The 19570-nt window shown below is 58.8% G+C and carries 19 protein-coding genes; 7 read left to right on the forward strand and 12 right to left on the reverse strand.

Features of this window, described 5'->3' with window-relative positions; all coding sequences use genetic code 11:
• From C9413_RS10115 to C9413_RS10140, 6 genes are all read right to left on the reverse strand, one after another.
• Positions 1–431 (reverse strand): extracellular solute-binding protein (locus tag C9413_RS10115; protein WP_170250422.1); only part of this gene is annotated, 431 nt, incomplete at its 3' end.
• A gap of 40 nt (positions 432–471) precedes the next feature.
• Positions 472–1476, reverse strand: coding sequence for a LacI family DNA-binding transcriptional regulator (locus C9413_RS10120; protein ID WP_040114519.1), 1005 nt, complete (start codon positions 1474–1476; stop codon positions 472–474).
• 293 nt (positions 1477–1769) lie between these two features.
• Complete coding sequence (locus C9413_RS10125) at positions 1770–2831, reverse strand: AI-2E family transporter (RefSeq protein ID WP_040116403.1); 1062 nt, start codon at positions 2829–2831, stop codon at positions 1770–1772.
• A 731-nt stretch (positions 2832–3562) separates the two neighbouring features.
• Positions 3563–4462 carry an alpha/beta hydrolase gene (locus C9413_RS10130; protein WP_040114518.1) on the reverse strand — a complete coding sequence of 300 codons (900 nt, stop codon included), beginning with the start codon at positions 4460–4462 and terminating at the stop codon, positions 3563–3565.
• A 69-nt stretch (positions 4463–4531) separates the two neighbouring features.
• Positions 4532–4873, reverse strand: coding sequence for a hypothetical protein (locus C9413_RS10135; RefSeq protein WP_170250423.1), 342 nt, complete (start codon positions 4871–4873; stop codon positions 4532–4534).
• Positions 4874–4946: 73 nt separating this feature from the next.
• Entirely contained in the window at positions 4947–6128 is a 1182-nt protein-coding gene (locus C9413_RS10140; protein WP_040114517.1) for an ATP-binding protein, read from the reverse strand.
• Positions 6129–6291: 163 nt separating this feature from the next.
• Between C9413_RS10140 and C9413_RS10145 the strand changes: the two genes are divergently transcribed.
• Positions 6292–6537, forward strand: coding sequence for a TOBE domain-containing protein (locus C9413_RS10145; protein ID WP_170250424.1), 246 nt, complete (start codon positions 6292–6294; stop codon positions 6535–6537).
• A 242-nt stretch (positions 6538–6779) separates the two neighbouring features.
• Here C9413_RS10145 and C9413_RS10150 read toward each other — a convergent pair whose 3' ends face one another.
• The 3 genes from C9413_RS10150 to C9413_RS10160 form a co-directional block, all read right to left on the reverse strand.
• On the reverse strand, positions 6780–8654 hold the full coding sequence (locus C9413_RS10150) for a methyl-accepting chemotaxis protein (protein ID WP_040114515.1): 1875 nt from the start codon (positions 8652–8654) through the stop codon (positions 6780–6782).
• A gap of 236 nt (positions 8655–8890) precedes the next feature.
• The gene (locus C9413_RS10155) at positions 8891–9613 is read right to left on the reverse strand and encodes a ribonuclease activity regulator RraA (protein WP_040114514.1); all 723 of its coding nucleotides are present in this window, start codon (positions 9611–9613) and stop codon (positions 8891–8893) included.
• A 59-nt stretch (positions 9614–9672) separates the two neighbouring features.
• A complete protein-coding gene (locus C9413_RS10160) occupies positions 9673–10470 on the reverse strand; it encodes an IclR family transcriptional regulator (protein ID WP_040114513.1) in 798 nt (265 codons plus the stop codon).
• Between the two features lie 217 nt (positions 10471–10687).
• Here C9413_RS10160 and C9413_RS10165 point away from each other — a divergent pair, with 217 nt between their 5' ends.
• The 5 genes from C9413_RS10165 to C9413_RS10185 are packed head-to-tail and all read left to right on the forward strand — an operon-like array spanning position 10688 to position 16065.
• Positions 10688–12211 carry an ABC transporter substrate-binding protein gene (locus tag C9413_RS10165; protein ID WP_040114512.1) on the forward strand — a complete coding sequence of 508 codons (1524 nt, stop codon included), beginning with the start codon at positions 10688–10690 and terminating at the stop codon, positions 12209–12211.
• A gap of 41 nt (positions 12212–12252) precedes the next feature.
• A complete protein-coding gene (locus C9413_RS10170; RefSeq protein ID WP_040114511.1) occupies positions 12253–13173 on the forward strand; it encodes an ABC transporter permease in 921 nt (306 codons plus the stop codon).
• Positions 13170–14090 carry an ABC transporter permease gene (locus C9413_RS10175; RefSeq protein WP_040114510.1) on the forward strand — a complete coding sequence of 307 codons (921 nt, stop codon included), beginning with the start codon at positions 13170–13172 and terminating at the stop codon, positions 14088–14090. Before C9413_RS10170 ends, C9413_RS10175 begins: the two co-directional genes overlap by 4 nt.
• Complete coding sequence (locus C9413_RS10180; protein WP_052451730.1) at positions 14090–15061, forward strand: ABC transporter ATP-binding protein; 972 nt, start codon at positions 14090–14092, stop codon at positions 15059–15061. Before C9413_RS10175 ends, C9413_RS10180 begins: the two co-directional genes overlap by 1 nt.
• On the forward strand, positions 15058–16065 hold the full coding sequence (locus tag C9413_RS10185; RefSeq protein ID WP_170250425.1) for an oligopeptide/dipeptide ABC transporter ATP-binding protein: 1008 nt from the start codon (positions 15058–15060) through the stop codon (positions 16063–16065). The genes C9413_RS10180 and C9413_RS10185 overlap by 4 nt, the downstream gene beginning before the upstream one ends.
• A gap of 136 nt (positions 16066–16201) precedes the next feature.
• Here the strand turns inward: C9413_RS10185 and C9413_RS10190 are convergent, their stop codons facing one another.
• Entirely contained in the window at positions 16202–16633 is a 432-nt protein-coding gene (locus tag C9413_RS10190) for an Lrp/AsnC family transcriptional regulator (RefSeq protein ID WP_040114507.1), read from the reverse strand.
• A gap of 76 nt (positions 16634–16709) precedes the next feature.
• Here C9413_RS10190 and C9413_RS10195 point away from each other — a divergent pair, with 76 nt between their 5' ends.
• Positions 16710–17873, forward strand: coding sequence for a saccharopine dehydrogenase family protein (locus C9413_RS10195; protein WP_170250426.1), 1164 nt, complete (start codon positions 16710–16712; stop codon positions 17871–17873).
• 107 nt (positions 17874–17980) lie between these two features.
• On the opposite strand, the gene C9413_RS10200 is transcribed toward C9413_RS10195, so the two are convergent.
• Together C9413_RS10200 and C9413_RS10205 are read right to left on the reverse strand one after the other, a co-directional pair.
• Complete coding sequence (locus C9413_RS10200; RefSeq protein WP_040114505.1) at positions 17981–18442, reverse strand: NUDIX domain-containing protein; 462 nt, start codon at positions 18440–18442, stop codon at positions 17981–17983.
• 365 nt (positions 18443–18807) lie between these two features.
• Positions 18808–19570 (reverse strand): peroxidase family protein (locus tag C9413_RS10205; protein WP_348648768.1); only part of this gene is annotated, 763 nt, incomplete at its 5' end.

The following is a 19570-nucleotide window of genomic DNA, read 5'->3' on the forward strand; positions in this document are numbered from 1 at the left end:
GGGGAAGCATAGGACGGCGTACGGTATGCGCAGTAGGACCGTGGGGTCGGCGAGGTGTATAAGAGACAGATGTTGGAGTCCGTCATGTCGCCGAGGACATCCGGGTCGATCAAAGGCTTGATCCGCTGCAGGTAGCCGGACCAGACGTAGTTTGCAAGAAACGGCGCGTCGAGCTCCATGATGTCAGGGACCTGCTTGGACATGACGGCGGCGCTGAATTTCTCGTTATAGGCGTCGTGCGGTGCGTAGATCAGCTCGATATCGACGTCGGGATTAGCCTCCTCGAAGCGTTTGGCCACCGCGCCATAGGCCGAGACCGTGTCAGGCTCGCCCTGATGCATGACCTGGATGACAGTCTTGGCCTCGACCGGGCTCGTGCCGACTCCGAGCGCCACGGACGTAATGAACATGGAAAGTAAACGATTACCCATCTTATTCACTCCTCCTAACGGGTTTCACTTCCAATCGCAATTATACGGATGATCGCTCCACCAATTGGAACGGCAGCTTTCGCACTTCACCGGGTGCCACATCGCCTCCAAGCAAAATGTCGGCGGCCATGCGACCCATGGCGCGATGCGGCAGCGCCATAGTCGTCAAAGGCGGATCGAGGCGCGAGGCGATGTCGATCTGATTGTCGAAACTTGCGACGGCGACATCGTCCGGGATTTGCACGTCAACCCGGCGCAGTGCCGCATAAACCTCCATTGCGACGCGGTCGTTGCCGCACAGGATCGCATCGGGGCTGTGCGGACCGCTCATCAGTTCGGCAACATGCGAAGGAACGAGGCTCGGCGCCCTGTCGCTGTAGATCGCACGGCGCACGGCCGGCAAGACCCTTGCGCCGGCGCCGTCGAGCCCGGCTTCGGTCAGCGCCTGGCGAAAACCCGCCTCGCGCAGTTCTCCGGCAAGCAGGCCGGGCAGATTGATGAAGACAATGTTGCGCCGGCCGGCGTCGATCAGGTAGCTGGTAATCTCGTGTGCGGCGCCCGTTTCGTCCGGCACCAGCGAGGTTACCCGGTCGTTTGCCTCGCGGCAATTGATCATCACCCCGACGGTCCCGACAAACTCCTCAGGCAGCGCGACAACCTTGTGGTACATGGCCGCAAAGGCGATCGCCCGAGGGCGAAAACGGCGCACCTCCTCAATCACCGAGGCCACGTCGCGCCGTCCGCTCAACGTCATCGCGAACACTGCCAGCTCCGAGGTCCTCGCAGCACCATCGAGCCCGCGAATAATTTCGGTTGCAAACGGCGAGGTGATCAATTCATCGGCGACGACCCCTATAAGCGGCATCCAGCCCTGGCGCATGCTGCGCGCGGCAAGATTGGTGACATAGCCGAGTTCCTCTGCAATCTCCTTGATCCGTTGCCGGGTCTGCTCCGACATGCGTGGTGAGCCGCCATGCAAGGCGCCTGACACTGTCTTGACCGAGACGCCGGCACGTTCGGCTATGTCGTTGAGGGAAGCGGTCATACGGTCGCCGTGGGTTATCGATTACCCAGATCAGTATCAATCGCCTTGCCACGAGTCAAGTGACCACGGGCTGAAACCATTGAAGGTCGCAACGGGTCCGAGAGGCGACGTTCGCAGCATCATTGAAAAGCAGCGATCGTGAAACGTGATTTTGCCCCAGCTGGGGTGGGCGCGGGCGCTACTCGATCCAATGCGTTGGAAAGTGCGCCGCTATTAGATCCCAGGAGCGGCCCGGCCGCGACCGTTTGATGATGGCAACTCCGAACCGTCGCTGGCGTCGAGCGATAATCCTTTCACCCGAAATGAGACGGGTTCGAGTCGCGTTCGCTGATGAAGATGGACCATGCCGAAATAAACAGCGCCGCGAACAGCGGTCCGATGACAAAGCCGTTTATGCCGATTAGCGATATCCCGCCGATCGTCGAGACTAGCACGACGTAGTCCGGCATCCTGGTTTCCTTCCCGACGAGCAGCGGCCGCAGGAGATTATCGACGAGGCTGATCACGAAACCGCCAACGACGACGAGAACCGCCACTTTCACCCAGGCCCCGATCAGCGCCAGATAGACCGCGGCAGGCAGCCACACAAGTGCCGCGCCGATGACTGGCAGCAGCGACAGCAAAATCATCAGCACGCCCCAAAGCAGTGCCGGCTCAATACCGAGCGCCCAGAAAGTAAGCCCCCCAATCGTCCCCTGCACGAGCGCAATGATGATATTGCCCCTCATGGTCGCCCGCACGACCGAGGCGAATTTGGCGGTAAACTGCCGTGTATGATCGTCGCTGAGCGGAATCGCCCGCCTGACCATCACGGTAATCGCGCGGCCGTCCCGAAACAGAAAGAAGAGCAGGTAGAGCATGACGCCAAAGGCGATGAAGAACTGGAGCGCGTTCTGCCCGAGGCTGAAGGCGCGGCCGGCAAAGAAGCGTCCGCCTTCCATCATCGCCGAGGAAAGGCCCGTATCTGGATCGGTAAACTGCTGCTTCAGTTTCAACGTATCCAGCCACTCTTGAACGTAGACCGGCAGTGTCGCCTTCGCCTGCGTGAGGGCGTGCCAAATATCGATCTCGCCGCGGTCGAGGCGTTCGTAGAGGCTGCTTGCTTCCTGCACCAGGGCGCTGAGAACGAGCATGCCCGGTACGATGACGAGGCAGACGCACATGAGCACCGAGAGCGCAGCCGCGAGGCTCCGTCTCCGGCCCACCAGTCCTTCTATGCGCGAATGTGCCGGATGGAAGATAACAGCGTGTATGACCGCCCAGAATATTGCCGAATAGAAGGGGAGGATGACTACAACGAAGCCGATCGTCACCAACACCAGCAGAACGTAGAAACCGATGCGGTGGACAGTCATATTCATCCCTTGGCACCGAGCCGCAAACGCGTTTTTTCCGGCAGCCGGTCTCCCCGAACCGTACCCGGACGAGGACGGCGGCTTCGTCACCGGAGTGAAAACACCGGAAAACCGCATATCTTCTCCATACGCGGTTCCATTCCCTCTGGATCATTATGTTAGCGCATGCACATGGCTGCGCGCCACCGCAATTTCTGAGCGCTAATGGCGTTGATCGGCGTCCTGCGGTTTTGCGGTGTCTCAGAACGCGCTGGCTATTCCCCTTGCGACGCTTCCGACGCATCGGCAAGCCAGCCAGGATCAGATCTTCGGTTCGAAGCGCTGTCAGCGAACTGAAATTGAGGGCGAAGCGGGCTAAGGCCGCAGCTGCATGCTGGGCGCCCGGCGACAACTTTGTGATAGTCCGTTGCGAGCAGTCGAAGGTCGCACGGGCCGGTATTGGATCGCCGCAGCTCGCCGCTCGCAGGGGGATCGGTTGATCAATCGGGAACGTCGGGGGCGGTTTTAAGCAGAGCGTTGCGCATACCCTCGCAATCTCCTGGCATCCACGCCCAATGAAAGTCGAGGAATCCTCATATATGGCTGCCGCGCCCGGTGGGGTGGCGGCACTTAGTAGGACTTCGGTCCGGTGCACGTGTGGCTGGCAGTGGGCTCACGGTTGCGTCGATGACCGGCACCTTGCCACGAGCCCCTGCCCTTCCTGCGCGACCTCACTCGCGCTCAAAAGATGATTACGTTCGCCTAGCAACAAGAAATGCCGGTTCGTTGGATGAGTGAACTCGGCCGAGAAAGTCGCGAAAGAGCGAGACCACCTCGTCCAGGTTGGTCTCCAGAAGCCAATGACCACCATCCAGCAGGTGGAGCTCCGCATCGGGGAGATCCCGAAGATAGGCACGCGCCGAGCGCTCCGGCATGTATCTGTCCTGCGGCCCCCAGACGATCATCGTCGGCGGACGGTGCTTGGCGAGGTAGTTCCGATGTTGCGGGAACCAGGCGCGGTTCTCCTTCAAACCGGCGATCAGTTCGACTGCGACCTCCTTGCGCCTTGGTGTCATCAATGACCAGTGCAGCTTCCACAAATCGGGAGGTATCCGTTCGGCGAGCTCAGACCTGACATCGTTCAAGAATTCCTCCTTGAATATTTCCTCTTTGACCGCCTCCGCCAGGGCCTTCTTCATTTCGGACCTTGGCAGCCGCCAGGTCTTCTCAATCTCGGCATATTTTGGCCCCAGCGCATCTTCGTAGGGGATGTCGCCATTCTGGATGACGAGCGCCACCACGCGTTCCGGGGCCTTGATAGCCAGCCGAGCGCCGATCGGCGAGCCGAAGTCATGCAGAAAGAGCGCGAAACGTTCCACGCCGAGCATTCTTACGAAATCGTCCAGAAACTCGGCGTAGCCGTCGAAGCTGTAGTCGAAGTCGTCCGGGGTCGCGCTGTAACCGGCGCCGGGAAAGTCGGGCGCAAGCAATCGCCAGCGATCTGCCAGCCGGGGCATGAGATTGCGGAATTCGTACGATGAGCACGGATAACCGTGCGGAAGTAAAACCACGGGCGCGCCCTCGCGCCCTGCCTCACGGTAGAAAATGTCGATGCCTTTGATGGTCACGTATCGATGGGTAATCAGCGGCATGGGGCGCCTCCTGGCTGATTCGACTCTGCAGATTGTCTCCTAATCCCTCAAGCATCCATTCGTTCCCAGCTACCTGACAACGGCGAGCGCCGGCGCATCTAAGGTCTTCTTGACGTCTGCCGGCATGAAGAGTTGCCACTCTCCAACCTCGATGGAGCGCTGCGTGTCGAGATGCGCCTTGAGATCGCCAAGCCCCACGCGGCAGCTAAATGCTCGTGATGCGGCTGATGCATGATACTGAGGGTCGCTGGCAAGGTAGTCACTCTCCCAGTTTGGTGTCGCCACGAGTACTGGGGGGTGCCGGATACAATCGAAGAGACCGCCCCAATGCTGGGGGATAAACCAGCCCAGCTTGCCTCGGCAATCGACCGAAGAGATCAGCCTCTCAGAGATTTTTGCCTTCGATTTCAAGTGTTAAGCTTCGCGGACTTGCTCCGCTTTGCATTTCTACGATCGCCATTGGCCCAGGCCGTGGCGCTAGAGTTTACTGCACATTGGCCTCTATCCAATTGCGCATCAGGTAGTCTCCAAACAATGGCACCGTGAAATCAATGTCTCCATATGACGGGCTGTAGATCATGCCTTTTTTGATGATGCTCGCCCGCATTGGCCCAAGCTTGTTAGGCGGCTCTTTCATCATTTCGGCAACCTCACCTGACTTGTACGGCCCGCTGCCCAACTTAGCCATAGCGCAAACGTACTCACGTTCGCGTGGCGTCAGGCGGTCAAAACGTACTCTAAAAAATCCATCGTCTAGTCTTCGTAATGCTTTGTGCGAAGACTGATCGACATCTGCGGCATCTATCGGCGAATGGTCGGCTGTATTCCATGCTTGATAGCCCCACTCTTGAAGGAAATATGGGTAACCTCGCGTCTTCTCGACAATAGCATGTAATGCGTCAACTTCGATCTGCTCACCCTCTTCCTCGATCGGATTTCTAATGGCAAGCTCCGCCGACTTTTGGTCAAGAGCACCGACCGAAGGATAAGTGAATAACCGCTCTGCATAAGACTTTGCATTACCAGAAAGCGCCGCCACTTGAGGCAAGCCAGCGCCGAAGAACAGGACCGGTAGCCCTTTTTGATTCATACGATGAATCGCGACAATTAGTGCAGCATAATCCTTCTCTCCAAGGTACTGGATTTCATCGATCAGCAGCGTCCAACCGCGCTCTGCAGCTTTTGCCGCTACTCCTACTCGAACGAAAAGTTCCGCGAGATCGTATTCGATGTCTCCGCTATCGGCAGTCCCGGTTTCCGGGTCAACCGATAGTGCGAAGTCGCCCGTTTCAACTTTAAATATTGAGGCAAAGCTGCGAAGTGCGCGCATTGCACTGAAGGCAGTAGCTTTTGCTTGCTCGATAACGCTTAGCTTGCGAATGATCTGATGGATGCGCGGATAGAGAAGAGTTGGAAGAGGAACTCCTTCGGGTGCTTCCACCATGGATGTCAGGTGCCCATGTTCTTCGGCAATTTGCTCAATCTGGTTCAGCAAGACTGTCTTGCCGACGCCACGAAGACCAAGCAATATCTGGGATTGGGTAGGCTTGCCGCGAAGAGCTCGCTGGAGGGCAATTCGCGCATCTTCCAGAATTTTATCACGGCCCGCGAGTTCAGGCGGTTGCGATCCAGCACCAGGTGCGAACGGGTTGCGAATTTCATCCATCGCTATATCCACTTTAGGGGGTTATAAGGTAAATGTCTTATAACTACTTATAAGTCAATATAACTTTGTACGAGCAGGCTGGACGATGTGCATTTGTCAGCGCCCGTAGGGCGCTCGATCGATTGTGACGGCAGTTGCCGGCGACCGCAGCGTTGCCACGTCCGTGACCTTCGAGATTCGTCCGGAAGATCTGGTCGACTGTTCACATAACGACGCATGGTTTTGCGGTGCAATCGCAGTCGCCGCGTGGCTCGGCAACACAGCTTACGCATACGTTGAAATCGACGACGCTCGAATGCTTGCGGTAGAACTGCCGCGAGACACCGGCATCCGGGTTGGAATTCACCTGCGCGGCAATCCCGCGGCAATCCATCTTTTCAGCACATCCCCCGGCCGGCGCGTAAACTGACCATCAGCCGTCCGAAGTAACGCGTCACCAATCGATGAATTGCAAAGCATCGACGACCTGTTCGGCATGAGGTAGCGACCCATGTCTTAGGGCAAACTGTCGTAGATGCCTCTGGGGGCGGTTGCACTTTGCCCGCGTTTCGGGGGTGCGCACCGAAGATCCGCAAACCTTATTGTTGAGATCTGCAGTGGCCCGGCGATCGTCACGACGGGACTTCGAGGTATTTTATCTGATGTAGCGGTTCATCTGCGGATCACGCGGCGCGGAACGACTTCCGTTGGTCTGTTGCTTTCGAAGGGTTGCACGTTCCGTTGCATCTGCAACACGTTCTTGTCGCTGTCCAATTGAAACTGATTGACCAGATCCCGCAGGCGACCCGCCTCGGAGGACAACGAAGCGGCGGCAGCCGTTGACTGCTCGACCATCGCCGCATTTTGCTGGGTGGCCTGGTCCATCTGATTGACGGCCGTATTGATTTCAGCAAGTCCGGTCGACTGCTCGCGCGCCGAGGTGGCAATCGCATCCATGGCCCGATTGATCTGTGCAACGTACTCACCGATCGACTTGAGCGACCTTCCGGTTTCGAGGACGAGTTTCACGCCATTTTCGACTTCAGTTGACGACTTTTGAATGAGCCCCTTGATTTCCTTGGCCGCTTGCGCGGCACGTTGGGCAAGCTCGCGGACCTCCTGTGCGACCACTGCGAAACCTTTGCCCGCCTCACCAGCACGGGCAGCCTCGACACCGGCATTGAGCGCCAAAAGATTCGTCTGAAAGGCAATTTCATCAATTACGCCAATGATGTTCGAGATCTGCTGCGAACTGTCCTCGATGCGTCGCATAGCTTGCTCCGCTTCTGATACGACCGTCGCAGACCGCTGGGCGCTGATATTGGCTTCTAGAGACACATTGCGTGCCTCGTCCGTGCGTTTCGTCGACATCGCCACATTCGACGTGATCTCGTCCAAGGCGGCGGCCGTTTCCTCGAGAGAGGCTGCCTGTTGTTCGGTGCGCTTGGACAGGTCCTGGGCGCCGGATGCGATTTCGCCGGTGCCACTGTCTATGCTGTGTACCGTTTGGAGCACTGCGCCGATCGTCGCGCCCAATTGCCGGAGCGAAGCATTGAAGTCTTCGCGCAACGCCTCGTATTCCGCTCCAAACTGCTCCGAAAGCTGAAACGATATATCGCCTGCCGCAAGCCGCCGGAGACCTTCGCCCAATGTCGTGGTCGCGAAGCGCAGCTGTTCGGCCTCGCGTTCGGCGCGCTGCTGGGCTGAGGCGCGGGCCGTCTCGCTCTCGGTGCGGGATGCAGCAGCTTCTTTCTCGAGCCTGACGACATTGAGGGCATTCTGACGGAAGACTTCAACGCCACCGGCCATTTCGCCCACTTCATCGCCACGACCCGCATAGGGAATATCGCTATCGAGGTCCCCATCCGACAACCGCTTCATGGCGGATGCGATGCGTCGGATCGGATTGGCAATACCCGAAATCGCAAACACAATGCCAGCCACGGCAACGAGCACGGCCAACCCTGCGATCGCTGCCGTCAGCATGAAAGCGGACTTCGCGGAAGCACCGCTCGCGGCCACAAAGCCTTCGGCCTGGCTGAGAATAAAAGCAACCAGATCCGCCACTGCGTTGTTTACCAGCTCGGCTTGCGGCTCCATATTTTCCTTGAAGAAGCGAACCGCGTCGGATGTCTTGCCGCTATTTTGCAGCGCGATCATTTGCTCCGCCGACCCGCGATATTTGTTCAGTTCCGGCTTGATCCGATTGATCAGTTCGCGCCCACGCTCAGTGCGGACGCTGTTTTCATATTCGGAAACGACGTTCTCGGCAGCCCTGGCAGCAGCGTCGATCTTCTGCTTTCCGGTGTTCTGCTCCTCTGGCGTGTCGTCGAGAAGGTAATGGGTATAAGCAAGTTTCAGATCGAGGAAGCTGCCCTTGATCTCGCGAGCCATCACGAGCCGCTGCATCCAGAAGGTCCCAATCTGTTCAGTATTGGCACTGAGTGTCGAAATCGTGCTTAGCGACACATAGGACAGACCAACCATGAATATACTGATGATCGACAGCTTTAGAATCAGGGCTTGCTTGATGCTCGGACGTTTCATGCGGATCTCCCATTGAAGTCACCTACGACGCCGGCTCGCCGGTTGACCTAAAATGTCGCACTAGATTGATAATTTCGTATTAACTAAACAACATGAGCCGTTCGACCCAGGAAATGTCACGAGTTCCCCAAACACTCGCGATTACGCAGACCTGGCGGGACCTGGCCGGGGGAGCTGTGGTTCAAGTCGCTGCGAAGCCGATGGATAGCCTTGGGTAGAGCTTCGAAGCAAAGGTGTCATACCGTCACTTGACGCGTTTGGCGCCAGGCCTCAAAGCGTTCCAGGGTTTCCTGGTTTGGCGGGTAGACGCCCAAGGTAGATTTGCCTGACTCGATTTCCAGCTTGAGGAACTCTTCCTGCTCCTCCATCGCGACAGCTTCTTCGGCAATTTCATTTACATATTGCCGCGGAATAACGATGACGGCTTCGCTGTCGCCAAAGATGATGTCATCCGGGTAAATCGCCACCCCGCCGCAGGCGATTGGCTGATTCATGTCCGATGCGTGGTGGGCAACCAGGTTTGCAGGCGCTGCCGGTCCCATGCAGTACGTCGGAAGTCCAAGCTGAGTGATATCGGCCGTATCGCGGACGCCGCCGTCGAGCACGAGGCCGGCGGCGCCGCGATAGACGAGGCGACGGGCAAGCATGGCGCCGATGCCGGCGACCTCAGCCAAGGAGCGGCAATCGAAGACGAGAACATGGCCTACGGGTATCGTATCGATCGCCTTGCGCTGCTGATTGGACGGATCGGAGCTGTAAGTCGAGCCGTCAATATCTTCCCGGGCGGGAATGTAGCGGACGGTGACTGCTGGGCCAATCATCGGTTTGTCGGTGCTCGCGAGCGGACGCACGCCGCGAACCGCGGTGTTCCTGAGGCCGCGCTTTAGCAACAGGGTGCTGAGACTCGCGGAATTCGTCAGCAAAAGTTTCGCGTAAACTGATGGATCCAGATCCGTCATGTCATCCTCCGTTGTCCGCAGCGAGGTCTAACACAACGAAGAAATAGTTCAATATGGAATTATGTACTTCTTATTTGGAAGGCTGGAGAATTGCCGTTGATCGCCTTCGTCAACATGGCGGCACCCTCCAAAACCTCTCGCTTGATCGCCCGCGCTCTGTCTGGCGTAGCTTCACCAATGAACGGAACGCTGACCGTCGCCACGAGCCGACCTGCGGAATCGAAGACGGGCGCGGCAAAGGCTCGGAGGCCAAGGTTGGATTCCTGATTGTCCTCGGCCCATCCGTTGCGACGAATTTCGACGAGCGCCTCTTTCAACGCGTCTGGATCGGTGATCGTGTACGGTGTCTTCGCCTCCAGTCCGGTGCCGCAATAAGCCTCGATCTCGCCGTAGTCCGAATAGGCCAGAGCGAGCTTGCCGGCCGCGCCGACGTGCTTGCGCGAGCGACCGCCGATTTTGATGAAAAGCGCATAGTCGCCAGGACTGGAGGCCGCAAATATCGTCATCATTTCATTGCCCTCGGGGGCGGCGAGCCTGAACGATTCCAATATCCGGTCAGCCGCAGCCGTCAAGATCGGCCTTGCCGCCTCGATCACCGTCGCCCTGTCGGCACCGGGTGAGATTCGCCGCGCAAGTTCGACGAACTTGGGCCCCAGCTCGTAGGAAGCTCCGCCATTCACCCGCGCCACAAGTCCATGCGCGGTCAGCGAATTGAGGATGCGATAGACAGTGGAACGAGGCACTCCAAGCTGATCAACCAGTGCGCCAAGGGAAATCCCAGTCTTCGCATCGGCGATCGCCTCAAGCAGGTGTGCGGTCTTTTCAACAACTGGCGATCCATGCTTTGGTTCATTCATGAACTTCTAATTCCACATATGAATTAATAATCTTGACTTCATTGGAGCAGGCGAGCATGCTCGGTGCCACAAGTGTCACATTTGACACTACGCGCTTACAGAATGAAGTAAAGCCATTTGAATGCCAGCTTAAAGGGTCATAACCGGATGGTTGTCACGCCGACGGTACCGTGACGGAGGGGATGGTGCTCGTTTTCGATTTGGAGGAGGGATTTCAATGAAGAAGGTGATGAGAATTAATAATGCGTTGAGTGTCGGCCTGGCGCTTTTGCTGGCTTCAGGCACCGCGATTCCCGTCTGCGCGGCCTCGGACGCGCTGACGGTGGTGGTGACCGACGAGCCGAAGTCGCTCGATCCATGTGACACCGACCTTTCGGGCAATTCCCGCATTCTGCACAACAACATCACGGAAGCGCTCGTCAATCTGAACCCTGTCGATGGGTCAGTCGTCCCGAGTCTTGCCACTAGCTGGCGTCAGTTGGACAACCTGACCTGGGAGTTCACGCTGCGCGAAGGCGTAACCTTCCACGACGGCAAGCCATTCGATGCCAACGCAGTCGTTGCGGCTCTCAAGCGAGCACAGGATCCGGCTCTGGCTTGCGAAAGCGGACTTGCCACACTGAAAGGCGTCAAGTTCGACGCACAAGCTCTGACCTCGACGACCCTCCTCGTCAAAACGGATATCGTCGAGCCGATCCTGCCGAACAAGATGTCCGCCGTGGACATCGGTTCGCCGGCGACGCCGAACGACGGCAAGACGCGGTCCCCTGCCGGAACGGGACCTTACAGGCTCGCCGCATGGACGCCCGGTCAATCGATCAGCCTTGCGGCATTTGACGGCTATTGGGGAGAGAAGCCGGCGATCAAAAACGCGACAATCATCTGGCGCGCCGAGTCCGCCGTTCGCGCGGCCATGGTCGACACCGCCGAAGCACAGATCGCCTATGAAATAGCGCCCCAGGACGGTATCACGGAACAGGACCATGCTTTCCCTAACGCCGAAACGTCGTTGTTAAGGATCGACGCACAAGTTCCGCCCCTCAACGACATGCGCGTGCGCGAAGCACTTAATCTTGCGATCGACCGGGATGGCCTTGTCGGCACCATATTCCACGAAGGTGCTCAGAAGGCGATGCAGGTCGTGTCGCCGTCCGTCTTCGGCTTCAATCCCGACCTTCCCGTCTGGAAGTACAATCCCGAAAAGGCGAGGTCCCTGCTTGCCGCGGCCAAGGCCGATGGCGTGCCGGTCGACAAGGAGATCGTCATCTACGGCCGCATCGGGATCTATCCTAATTCATCCGAAAGCCTGGAAGCCATTCAGGCGATGCTCGCGGATGCCGGTTTCAACGCGCGGCTCGAAATGCTGGAAACAAGTCCGTGGCTGAAGAGGCTGCTGAAGCCTTGGGACAAGGAGCGTCAGCCATCGATCCTGCAGACACAGATCGACAACACCGAAGGCGACGCCGTGTTCACGCTGCCGAACCGTTTTACCACCGACGGCAACCAGTCTACCATAGCGGACCCCAAGCTCGACAAGCTGATCACCGACGCGTCGAGGGCAACCGGCGACGAACGCAGAACACTGTTCCAGGAGGCGTTCAAGTACATTGCCGTCGATGCGGTCAATATCGCACCGCTCTTCCACATGGTCTCGATCGCCCGCGTCGCCAAGAACGTGAACTATACGCCTGATGTGCAGGCTGGCAACGAGATCAAGCTGAAATCGATCAGCTACCGCTGATCGCGCAGGCCGGTTGCCTGAATGTCGCTTGAGGAGAGTGGATGTTCTTCACCTATTTCCTGAAACGTGCCGCCTTTGCGACACTCGCGCTTGCAGCACTGATGACATCTGCCTTCTTCCTCGTGCGGTTGACGGGCGATCCCGTCAATCTTTACCTGCCCGTCGATGCCTCGGATGCGGCGCGCGAGGCCATGCGCTTCCGTCTTGGCGTCGATTGCTCCCTCCTGGCGCAATTCTTCGATTGGGCTGGGGACATGCTTAGCCTCGATTTCGGGATGTCGCTTTGGCACAACCGCCCCGCCATGGACGTTGTACTGGAGGCCCTGCCGAACACGCTGGCGCTCGGCGCCATCGCTTTAACCTTGGCCTTCATCGCGGCCGTCATCACCGGGTCGATTGCCGCCGTGAACGCGGGTGGCTGGCTCGACCGGGGCATCAACTTGCTGTCGCAGGCAGCGGCCAGCGTGCCGGATTTCTGGCTCGGCCTGATGGGCGTCCTGCTGTTTGCTGTCACCTTCCGCCTTCTGCCGACATCAGGTTTCGGCGGTCCAATCTATTGGATCCTGCCGGCTGCCTGTCTTTTTGCAAGGCCGTTCGGGACGTTGGTGCAAATCGTCCGCGGCTCGATGATCGAAGCCCTGAATGCAACATTTGTCCGGACTGCGCGGGCTAAGGGCGCGCGCGGCGGCCGGGTCACCTTCGTACATGCCCTGCGCAATGCCCTCCTGCCCGCAGTCACCGTCACCGGTGACCTCGCCGCCCAATTCGCCGGCGGCGGTGGCGTCGTCGAGGTGGTTTTCGGATTTCCTGGCATAGGCAAGCTGCTGATCGACGGCATCTTGAAGCGCGACTTCGCGATCGTCCAGGCATCGATCTTTGCGGTCGCCGTCGTTATCTTCTTCATCAATATCCTGGTCGATATGCTCTATGCTTCGATCGATCCGCGCGTGAGGGTCGAATGACCAACACGACCGCCGACTTCCTCCCGTCGACCCGCGAGCGCCGAAGCCGCCGCGTCCTGTGGCTGATGCGCGCGCTCGCGGGTGACCCGATGGCGGTCGCGGCGATGATCTGGCTGCTGATCGCGGTTCTTGCCATTCTTACAGATGCCTTGTCGCTTCTGGGCGACAGCCGCATTTCACTTAAGGCGCGCAACCTGCCGCCCTTCGACTTCGGCCAGTCCTGGACATTGTGGCTGGGCGCCGATGCGCTCGGGCGCCCGCTCCTCGTCCGTCTCATCCAAGCGGCTTCGACGACGATCGGCATCGCCCTCGTGACCGTCTTGACAAGCTTGATCGGGGGAACGCTGCTCGGCGTGATTGCCGGTTACTTCGGCGGCATCGGCGGCAACGTCATCATGCGGGTCTGCGACATCATCCTGGGTTTCCCGACGCTGCTGGTGGCGCTTTTCGGCCTCTATTTGTTCGGCCCGAGCGTCAGCAACCTGGTGATCGTGCTCGCCGTCACTCGCATGCCTGCCTATATCCGCGTCGCAAGAGCCGAGACCCTGGAAGTCCGGGAGAGGCTTTTCGTTGATGCTGCGCGCGTTTTCGGCGGCGGGCCTGTCTGGATATTGCGCAACCACATCCTCCCGAGCGTCGCTCCCACGATGTTGACGCTCGCCTCGGTCAATCTCGCCATGGTCATGCTTTTCGAATCCGGGCTGAGCTATCTCGGCCTCGGCATCCAGCCGCCTGCGGTCAGTTGGGGCCTGATGGTAGCGCAGGGCCAGGGGTATCTGTCTTCCGCCTGGTGGCTCGGCTTTTTCCCTGGCCTGGCTGTGATGCTCACGACCATGTCCTTCAATCTCCTCGCCAACTGGTTCCGGATCGTCAACGACCCGACGCAACAGTGGCGCCTTGTGAGCCGGAGGCGTTGATGGCTCTTCTCGAGGTCGACGACCTGCAGGTCAGCTTCGATACCGCAGCCGGGCGCATCCTTGCACTCAACGGTGTCTCCTTCTCGCTCGAGCGTGGGGAGGTCCTGGCGCTTGTCGGCGAAAGCGGCTCCGGCAAGTCGGTGACGGCATCGGCGATCATGGATCTCGTTCCCAATCCTCCGGGCGCAATCAATGACGGATCGATCCGCTTCGATGGTGCCGAGCTCCTGCAGCTTTCGCGGAACGACCGACGCGATCTTTGCGGCGCTCGGATTGGCCTGATCTTTCAGGATGCGCTTGCGGCGCTCAATCCGGTCTACCCCGTGGGATGGCAGATCGCCGAAATGTTCCGCATCCACGGGCGCAATCCGGAAGGCGGTGTCGAAAAGGCTGTGATCGACCTCCTAACGGCCATAGGCATTCCTGACCCCCAACGTCGTGCCCGGCAATATCCGCATGAGTTTTCAGGTGGTATGCGCCAGCGCATCATGATCGCCATGGCCGTGGCACTAGAACCGGACGTCATCATCGCAGACGAGCCGACGACGGCGCTCGACGTCACCATCCAGGCGCAGGTGGTCGATCTTCTTGCTAATATTCGCAAGCGCAGCGATGCTGGCATGATCTTCATCACCCACGATCTGGGCGTGGTGGCCGAACTCGCGGATCGCGTCGCCGTCATGTATGCTGGACGTATCGTTGAAACCGCGGGCGTCTTCGAACTGTTCGCGGACGCCCGGCATCCTTACACCGTCGGATTGCTTGCCTCGCAGCCGCGCATGGACACAGATGAGCGCGAACTGGTACCGATTCCCGGCTCCGCTCCGAATCCTGTCTCCCTCCCTTCCGGCTGCGCATTCAGAACCCGTTGTCCGCGCGCCGAAGAGCTCTGTGCCGAGGTCGTGCCTGAACTTGAAACCGTAGGACCGGGCCGTAAAGCCGCCTGCCACTTCCCGGTATCGCCAGCATGATAGAACCCCTTCTGAAAGTCCAAAACCTCTCCCGGCACTTCGGCAGTACCTCCGCATCTGTGCGTGCCGTCGACGATGTCAGCTTCGAGATTGCCAGCGGGGAGACGCTGGGCCTTGTCGGCGAAAGCGGTTGCGGCAAGACCTCGCTGGTGCGGACGCTCTTGAAACTCGGGCCTGCGACCAGCGGCAGCGCCTTGCTCGACGGCGTGGACATTACGACGGCCAGCGGCCGGCAGCTGCATCAATTGCGCCGCAAGATGCAGGTCGTTTTCCAGGACCCCTACCAGTCGCTCAATCCCCGTATGCGTGTCGATCGGCTGATTTCCGAACCCTGGGTGCTGCATCCGGGTATCCTACCCAAGAGCAGCTGGCGTGAAGAGACCGTCAAATTACTCGAATCCGTGGGGCTACGCGCCGAACATGCGACCCGGTATCCTTCGGAATTTTCAGGCGGTCAGCGGCAGCGCCTTGGAATAGCGCGCGCTCTCGCGCTCAATCCTGCTCTCCTTGTCTGCGACGAGCCTGTCTCGGCCCTCGACGTGTCGATCCAGGCGCAAGTGGTCAACCTGCTGGTAAGGCTGAGGCGCGAGCGCAATCTGGCGATGCTTTTCGTCGCGCATGATCTCGCCGTTGTGCGGCATATCGCAGACCGTGTGATGGTGATGTATCTCGGCAAGATCATCGAAACGGGGCCGAAGCAATTAATCTTCAGCGCGGCGGCTCATCCTTATACGCAGGCCCTGATGTCGGCCGTCCCGACACCGGATCCAAGGCTTCGCGGGCACCGCAAGCGCATCGTCCTGCAGGGAGATCTGCCGAGCCCGGCAAATCCGCCAAGCGGATGTCGTTTCCGAACGCGTTGCTGGAAGGCGACGTCGATTTGCGAAGAACAGGAGCCCGCCTTGACCGCGCGAACCGCCGCCCCTGGTCTCCTGACCGCCTGTCATCACGCCGATGCAGAAATTGCCACTACGGCGGCGCCGATCCACTCCCATCCGGCCTAGGCGCCTAACAACCAATGGCGAGCCGACCTCCTCGTGGAGATCGGCCCGGGAAAGATCTTTTGAGCACTGCGGCGAAGACGTCCCTACTTTCGATATCTTCCGGGCACTGGCGAATAAAGGTGACGCTCCGGCATTTTCATCGTGCGATGCGAGTCGAGAGAATAATGGAGGAGAGGGTACGCTCAACGCCGTCAATTGTTCCGATCTGGTCGATCAACTGATCGAGTTCGGCGATCGATGGCGCTGTAATGATTGCGATCAGGTCAAACGAACCACTTACTGAATGAAGCGCCGTCAACTCCTGGATCTGATCAAGTGACGAGGTGACCTGCGAAAGCGCTTTAGGAGCGATGGTAATCAGGACATGCGCCCGCACCAGACCGGCCGTGTAGCGCTCCGACAACCTCACTCCATAGCCCGCGATTACACCTTCCCGCTCCAATCGCTCAAGCCGTGCTTGGACCGTCGTCCGAGACAGCGACAGCCGCTTGGCAAGCGTCGCCACCGGCAGGCGGGCATTCTCCGCAAGCAACGCCAGCAGGTCGCGATCTTTCCCCGTGATTTGCATCGTCTCACCCTACGTTTTGCTCAGCCGATCCGTCGTTTTGCTCAATAGTATACAACCAAATGCTCGTTTCATAGCTATGATTCGCCCTTGCATTGACATCATCTACGTTCAAGGCAAACGACTAGGGGGAACGTCTATGAAGGAAATCGTGATCATTGGGGCAGGCAAGATAGGTGGCGCGGTCGCCGCAATGCTTGCAGCGACAGGCGATTACCGCGTGACCGTGGCTGACCGTGACGAGACGCAGTTTTCGAATATCGATCGTCGCCTCGGGATCTGCACGGTCGTCCTCGACGTTTCGGACCGCGCAAGTCTTGTCACCGTTCTTACGGGAAAATTCGCCGTTCTTTCCGCTGCACCTTTTGATCTTACGGAACTGGTGGCTGAGGCTGCCCTCGAAGCCGGCGTGCATTATCTCGACCTGACGGAGGACGTGGCAACGACTAAAAAGGTGGAGGCGTTGGCCAAGGGCGCACGGACGGCATTCATCCCACAATGCGGATTGGCGCCCGGCTTCATCTCCATCGTCGCCAACGATCTGGCAAGGCGCTTCGACAGTCTGGACAGTGTTCGCATGCGGGTGGGTGCCCTTCCGCAGTATCCTTCCAACGCGCTGAACTACAATCTGACTTGGAGCACGGATGGGCTGATCAATGAATATATCGAGCCTTGCGAGGCAATCGTCGAAGGAAAGCTGGTGACCGTGCCGGCCCTGGAGGAGCGGGAGGAGTTTTCGCTCGACGGTGTAACCTATGAAGCCTTCAACACCTCCGGAGGCTTGGGAACCCTCGCCAAGACGCTGGAAGGCAAGGTGCGCACTATGAATTACCGCACGATTCGATATCCCGGGCATCAGGCGAGCATCAAGGCGTTGCTCAACGACCTCAATCTAAAGAACCGGCGCGACGTGCTGAAGGATCTGTTTGAGAACGCCCTACCGGCCACTATGCAAGACGTCGTGGTCATTTTCGTCACTGTCTGCGGCTGGCGCGAAGGCCGCTACATGCAGGAGACTTATGCCAACAAGGTCTATGCTGGGACTGTTGGAGGCAAGAAGATGAGTGCCATCCAGATCACCACCGCAGCTGGCATTGCCACCGTTCTCGACCTCTTGTCGAATGGAAAGTTGCCCGGCAAGGGCTTCGTCCGCCAAGAGGAAGTCGATCTTACAACTCTGCTGAACAACCGTTTCGGGCAGGTCTACAATCCGGACGCAATAAAAGTGAAGGAAGCTGTCTGAAATGCTGGCGAAGTGCGGGTGAAGGGTCCGGTTTTGCGGTTCGCCAAATGATCACACGCAATGATCGCCTCGTTGCTGTTGGCTCGAGCCGTTAGAAAGGCGCCCCGCTAGGGTTGCCGGCCTGCTGCAAAAGCGAAAAGCACCGGTTGCTGACCTTTCAATATCTTGTGTTCGGCTTCGTCAAGACGGAACCATCCGGCTCGATCAACCTCTGGAAACGCCCTCATTTTCCCTGATCTCGGGGGCCATTCGATCTGGAACGTGTTGCTGACAATTGCTTCGGCGTCGATATCGGCCTCTATTGACCATACCAGCACGACTTTACCTCCAGGTTGCCGGTATTCGCCGAGCCAGGTGAAGTTGCCTTCGAGTTTGGACCCCACCTCCTCGAGCACCTCCCGTTTCGCCGCTTCCAGCGCATCCTCACCTTGCTCCATAAGGCCCTTCGGGATCGACCAGGCGCCTTCGTCCTTCTGCGCCCAGAACGGGCCACCGGGATGGACCAGAAACACTTCGAGATATCCGGCGGTCTGCCGGTATATCAAAAGGCCTGCGCTACGTTTCGGCATGACAAGAGCCTCCTTGGGAGGCAGGAACGAATAGCTCTTAATCTACAAGATCCGACCGGAGTTTAAACTCGGCCGTGCAGTTTGACGAATATCTAGTTTCACTCCGCCATCGTCCTAAGCTCTGTCACCGGGCAACCATTGCAGCTGCCTGCAGAGGAGAAAGGAAATGTCGCTCGAAACACTGCATACCGACAACAGGAGATGCAGGCGTTCATGCGGCAATAACGCCCGACTGCGACAGCAAAGGCGTGCACGAGGTACCGATTTGTTTTGCACGCCGGCGTGCAGATTTGCCCGGAGGCAATTTGCCCCTGCTTAGCGCTCGGGCGCGGCTGGACTTCAGCTACGCCCGAGCGCATTTCATCTTAAGCGACGAGATCGAAGCGATCGGCGTTCATGACCTTCGTCCAGGCTGCCACGAAATCGTGCACGAACTTCTCATGCGTGTCGCTCTGACCGTAAACCTCGGCAAGCGCCCTAAGCTGAGAATTCGAGCCGAAGACAAGGTCGATACGGGTGCCTGTCCACTTCAGCTCATCCGTATTGCGCTCGCGCCCCTCGAACACATACTTTGATCCTGGAGCCGCCTTCCAAACCGGGCCCATGTCGAGCAGGTTGATGAAGAAGTCGTTGGTGAGGGCTTCAGGGCGCTTGGTGAAGACGCCGTTCTGGGACTGTCCCGCATTGGCGTTCAACACGCGCAAGCCGCCGACGAGAACCGTCATTTCCGGCGCGGTCAGCGTCAGCAGTTGCGCCTTGTCGATCAGCATGTCTTCGCCACGCACGGCATAGCGCTGCTTCTGGAAGTTGCGGAAGCCATCGACGATGGGCTCCAGCGGTGCGAAGGACGCTGCATCGGTCTGCTCTTGCGAGGCGTCCACACGGCCAGCGCGGAACGGCACGGCCACGGCCACGCCTGCATCCTGGGCAGCCTTCTCGACTGCGGCGCTGCCGGCCAGCACGATCAGGTCGGCCAGCGAGACCTTCTTGCCTCCCTGGTTGAAGGCGGACTGGATGCCTTCCAGGGTCTTGAGCACCTTGGCCAGCTGCGCCGGCTGGTTGGCGGCCCAATCCTTTTGCGGGGCCAGGCGGATGCGTGCACCGTTGGCGCCGCCGCGCATATCGCCG

This window comes from Rhizobium sp. SEMIA 4085, assembly GCF_013004495.1.
Lineage (GTDB): Bacteria > Pseudomonadota > Alphaproteobacteria > Rhizobiales > Rhizobiaceae > Rhizobium > Rhizobium gallicum.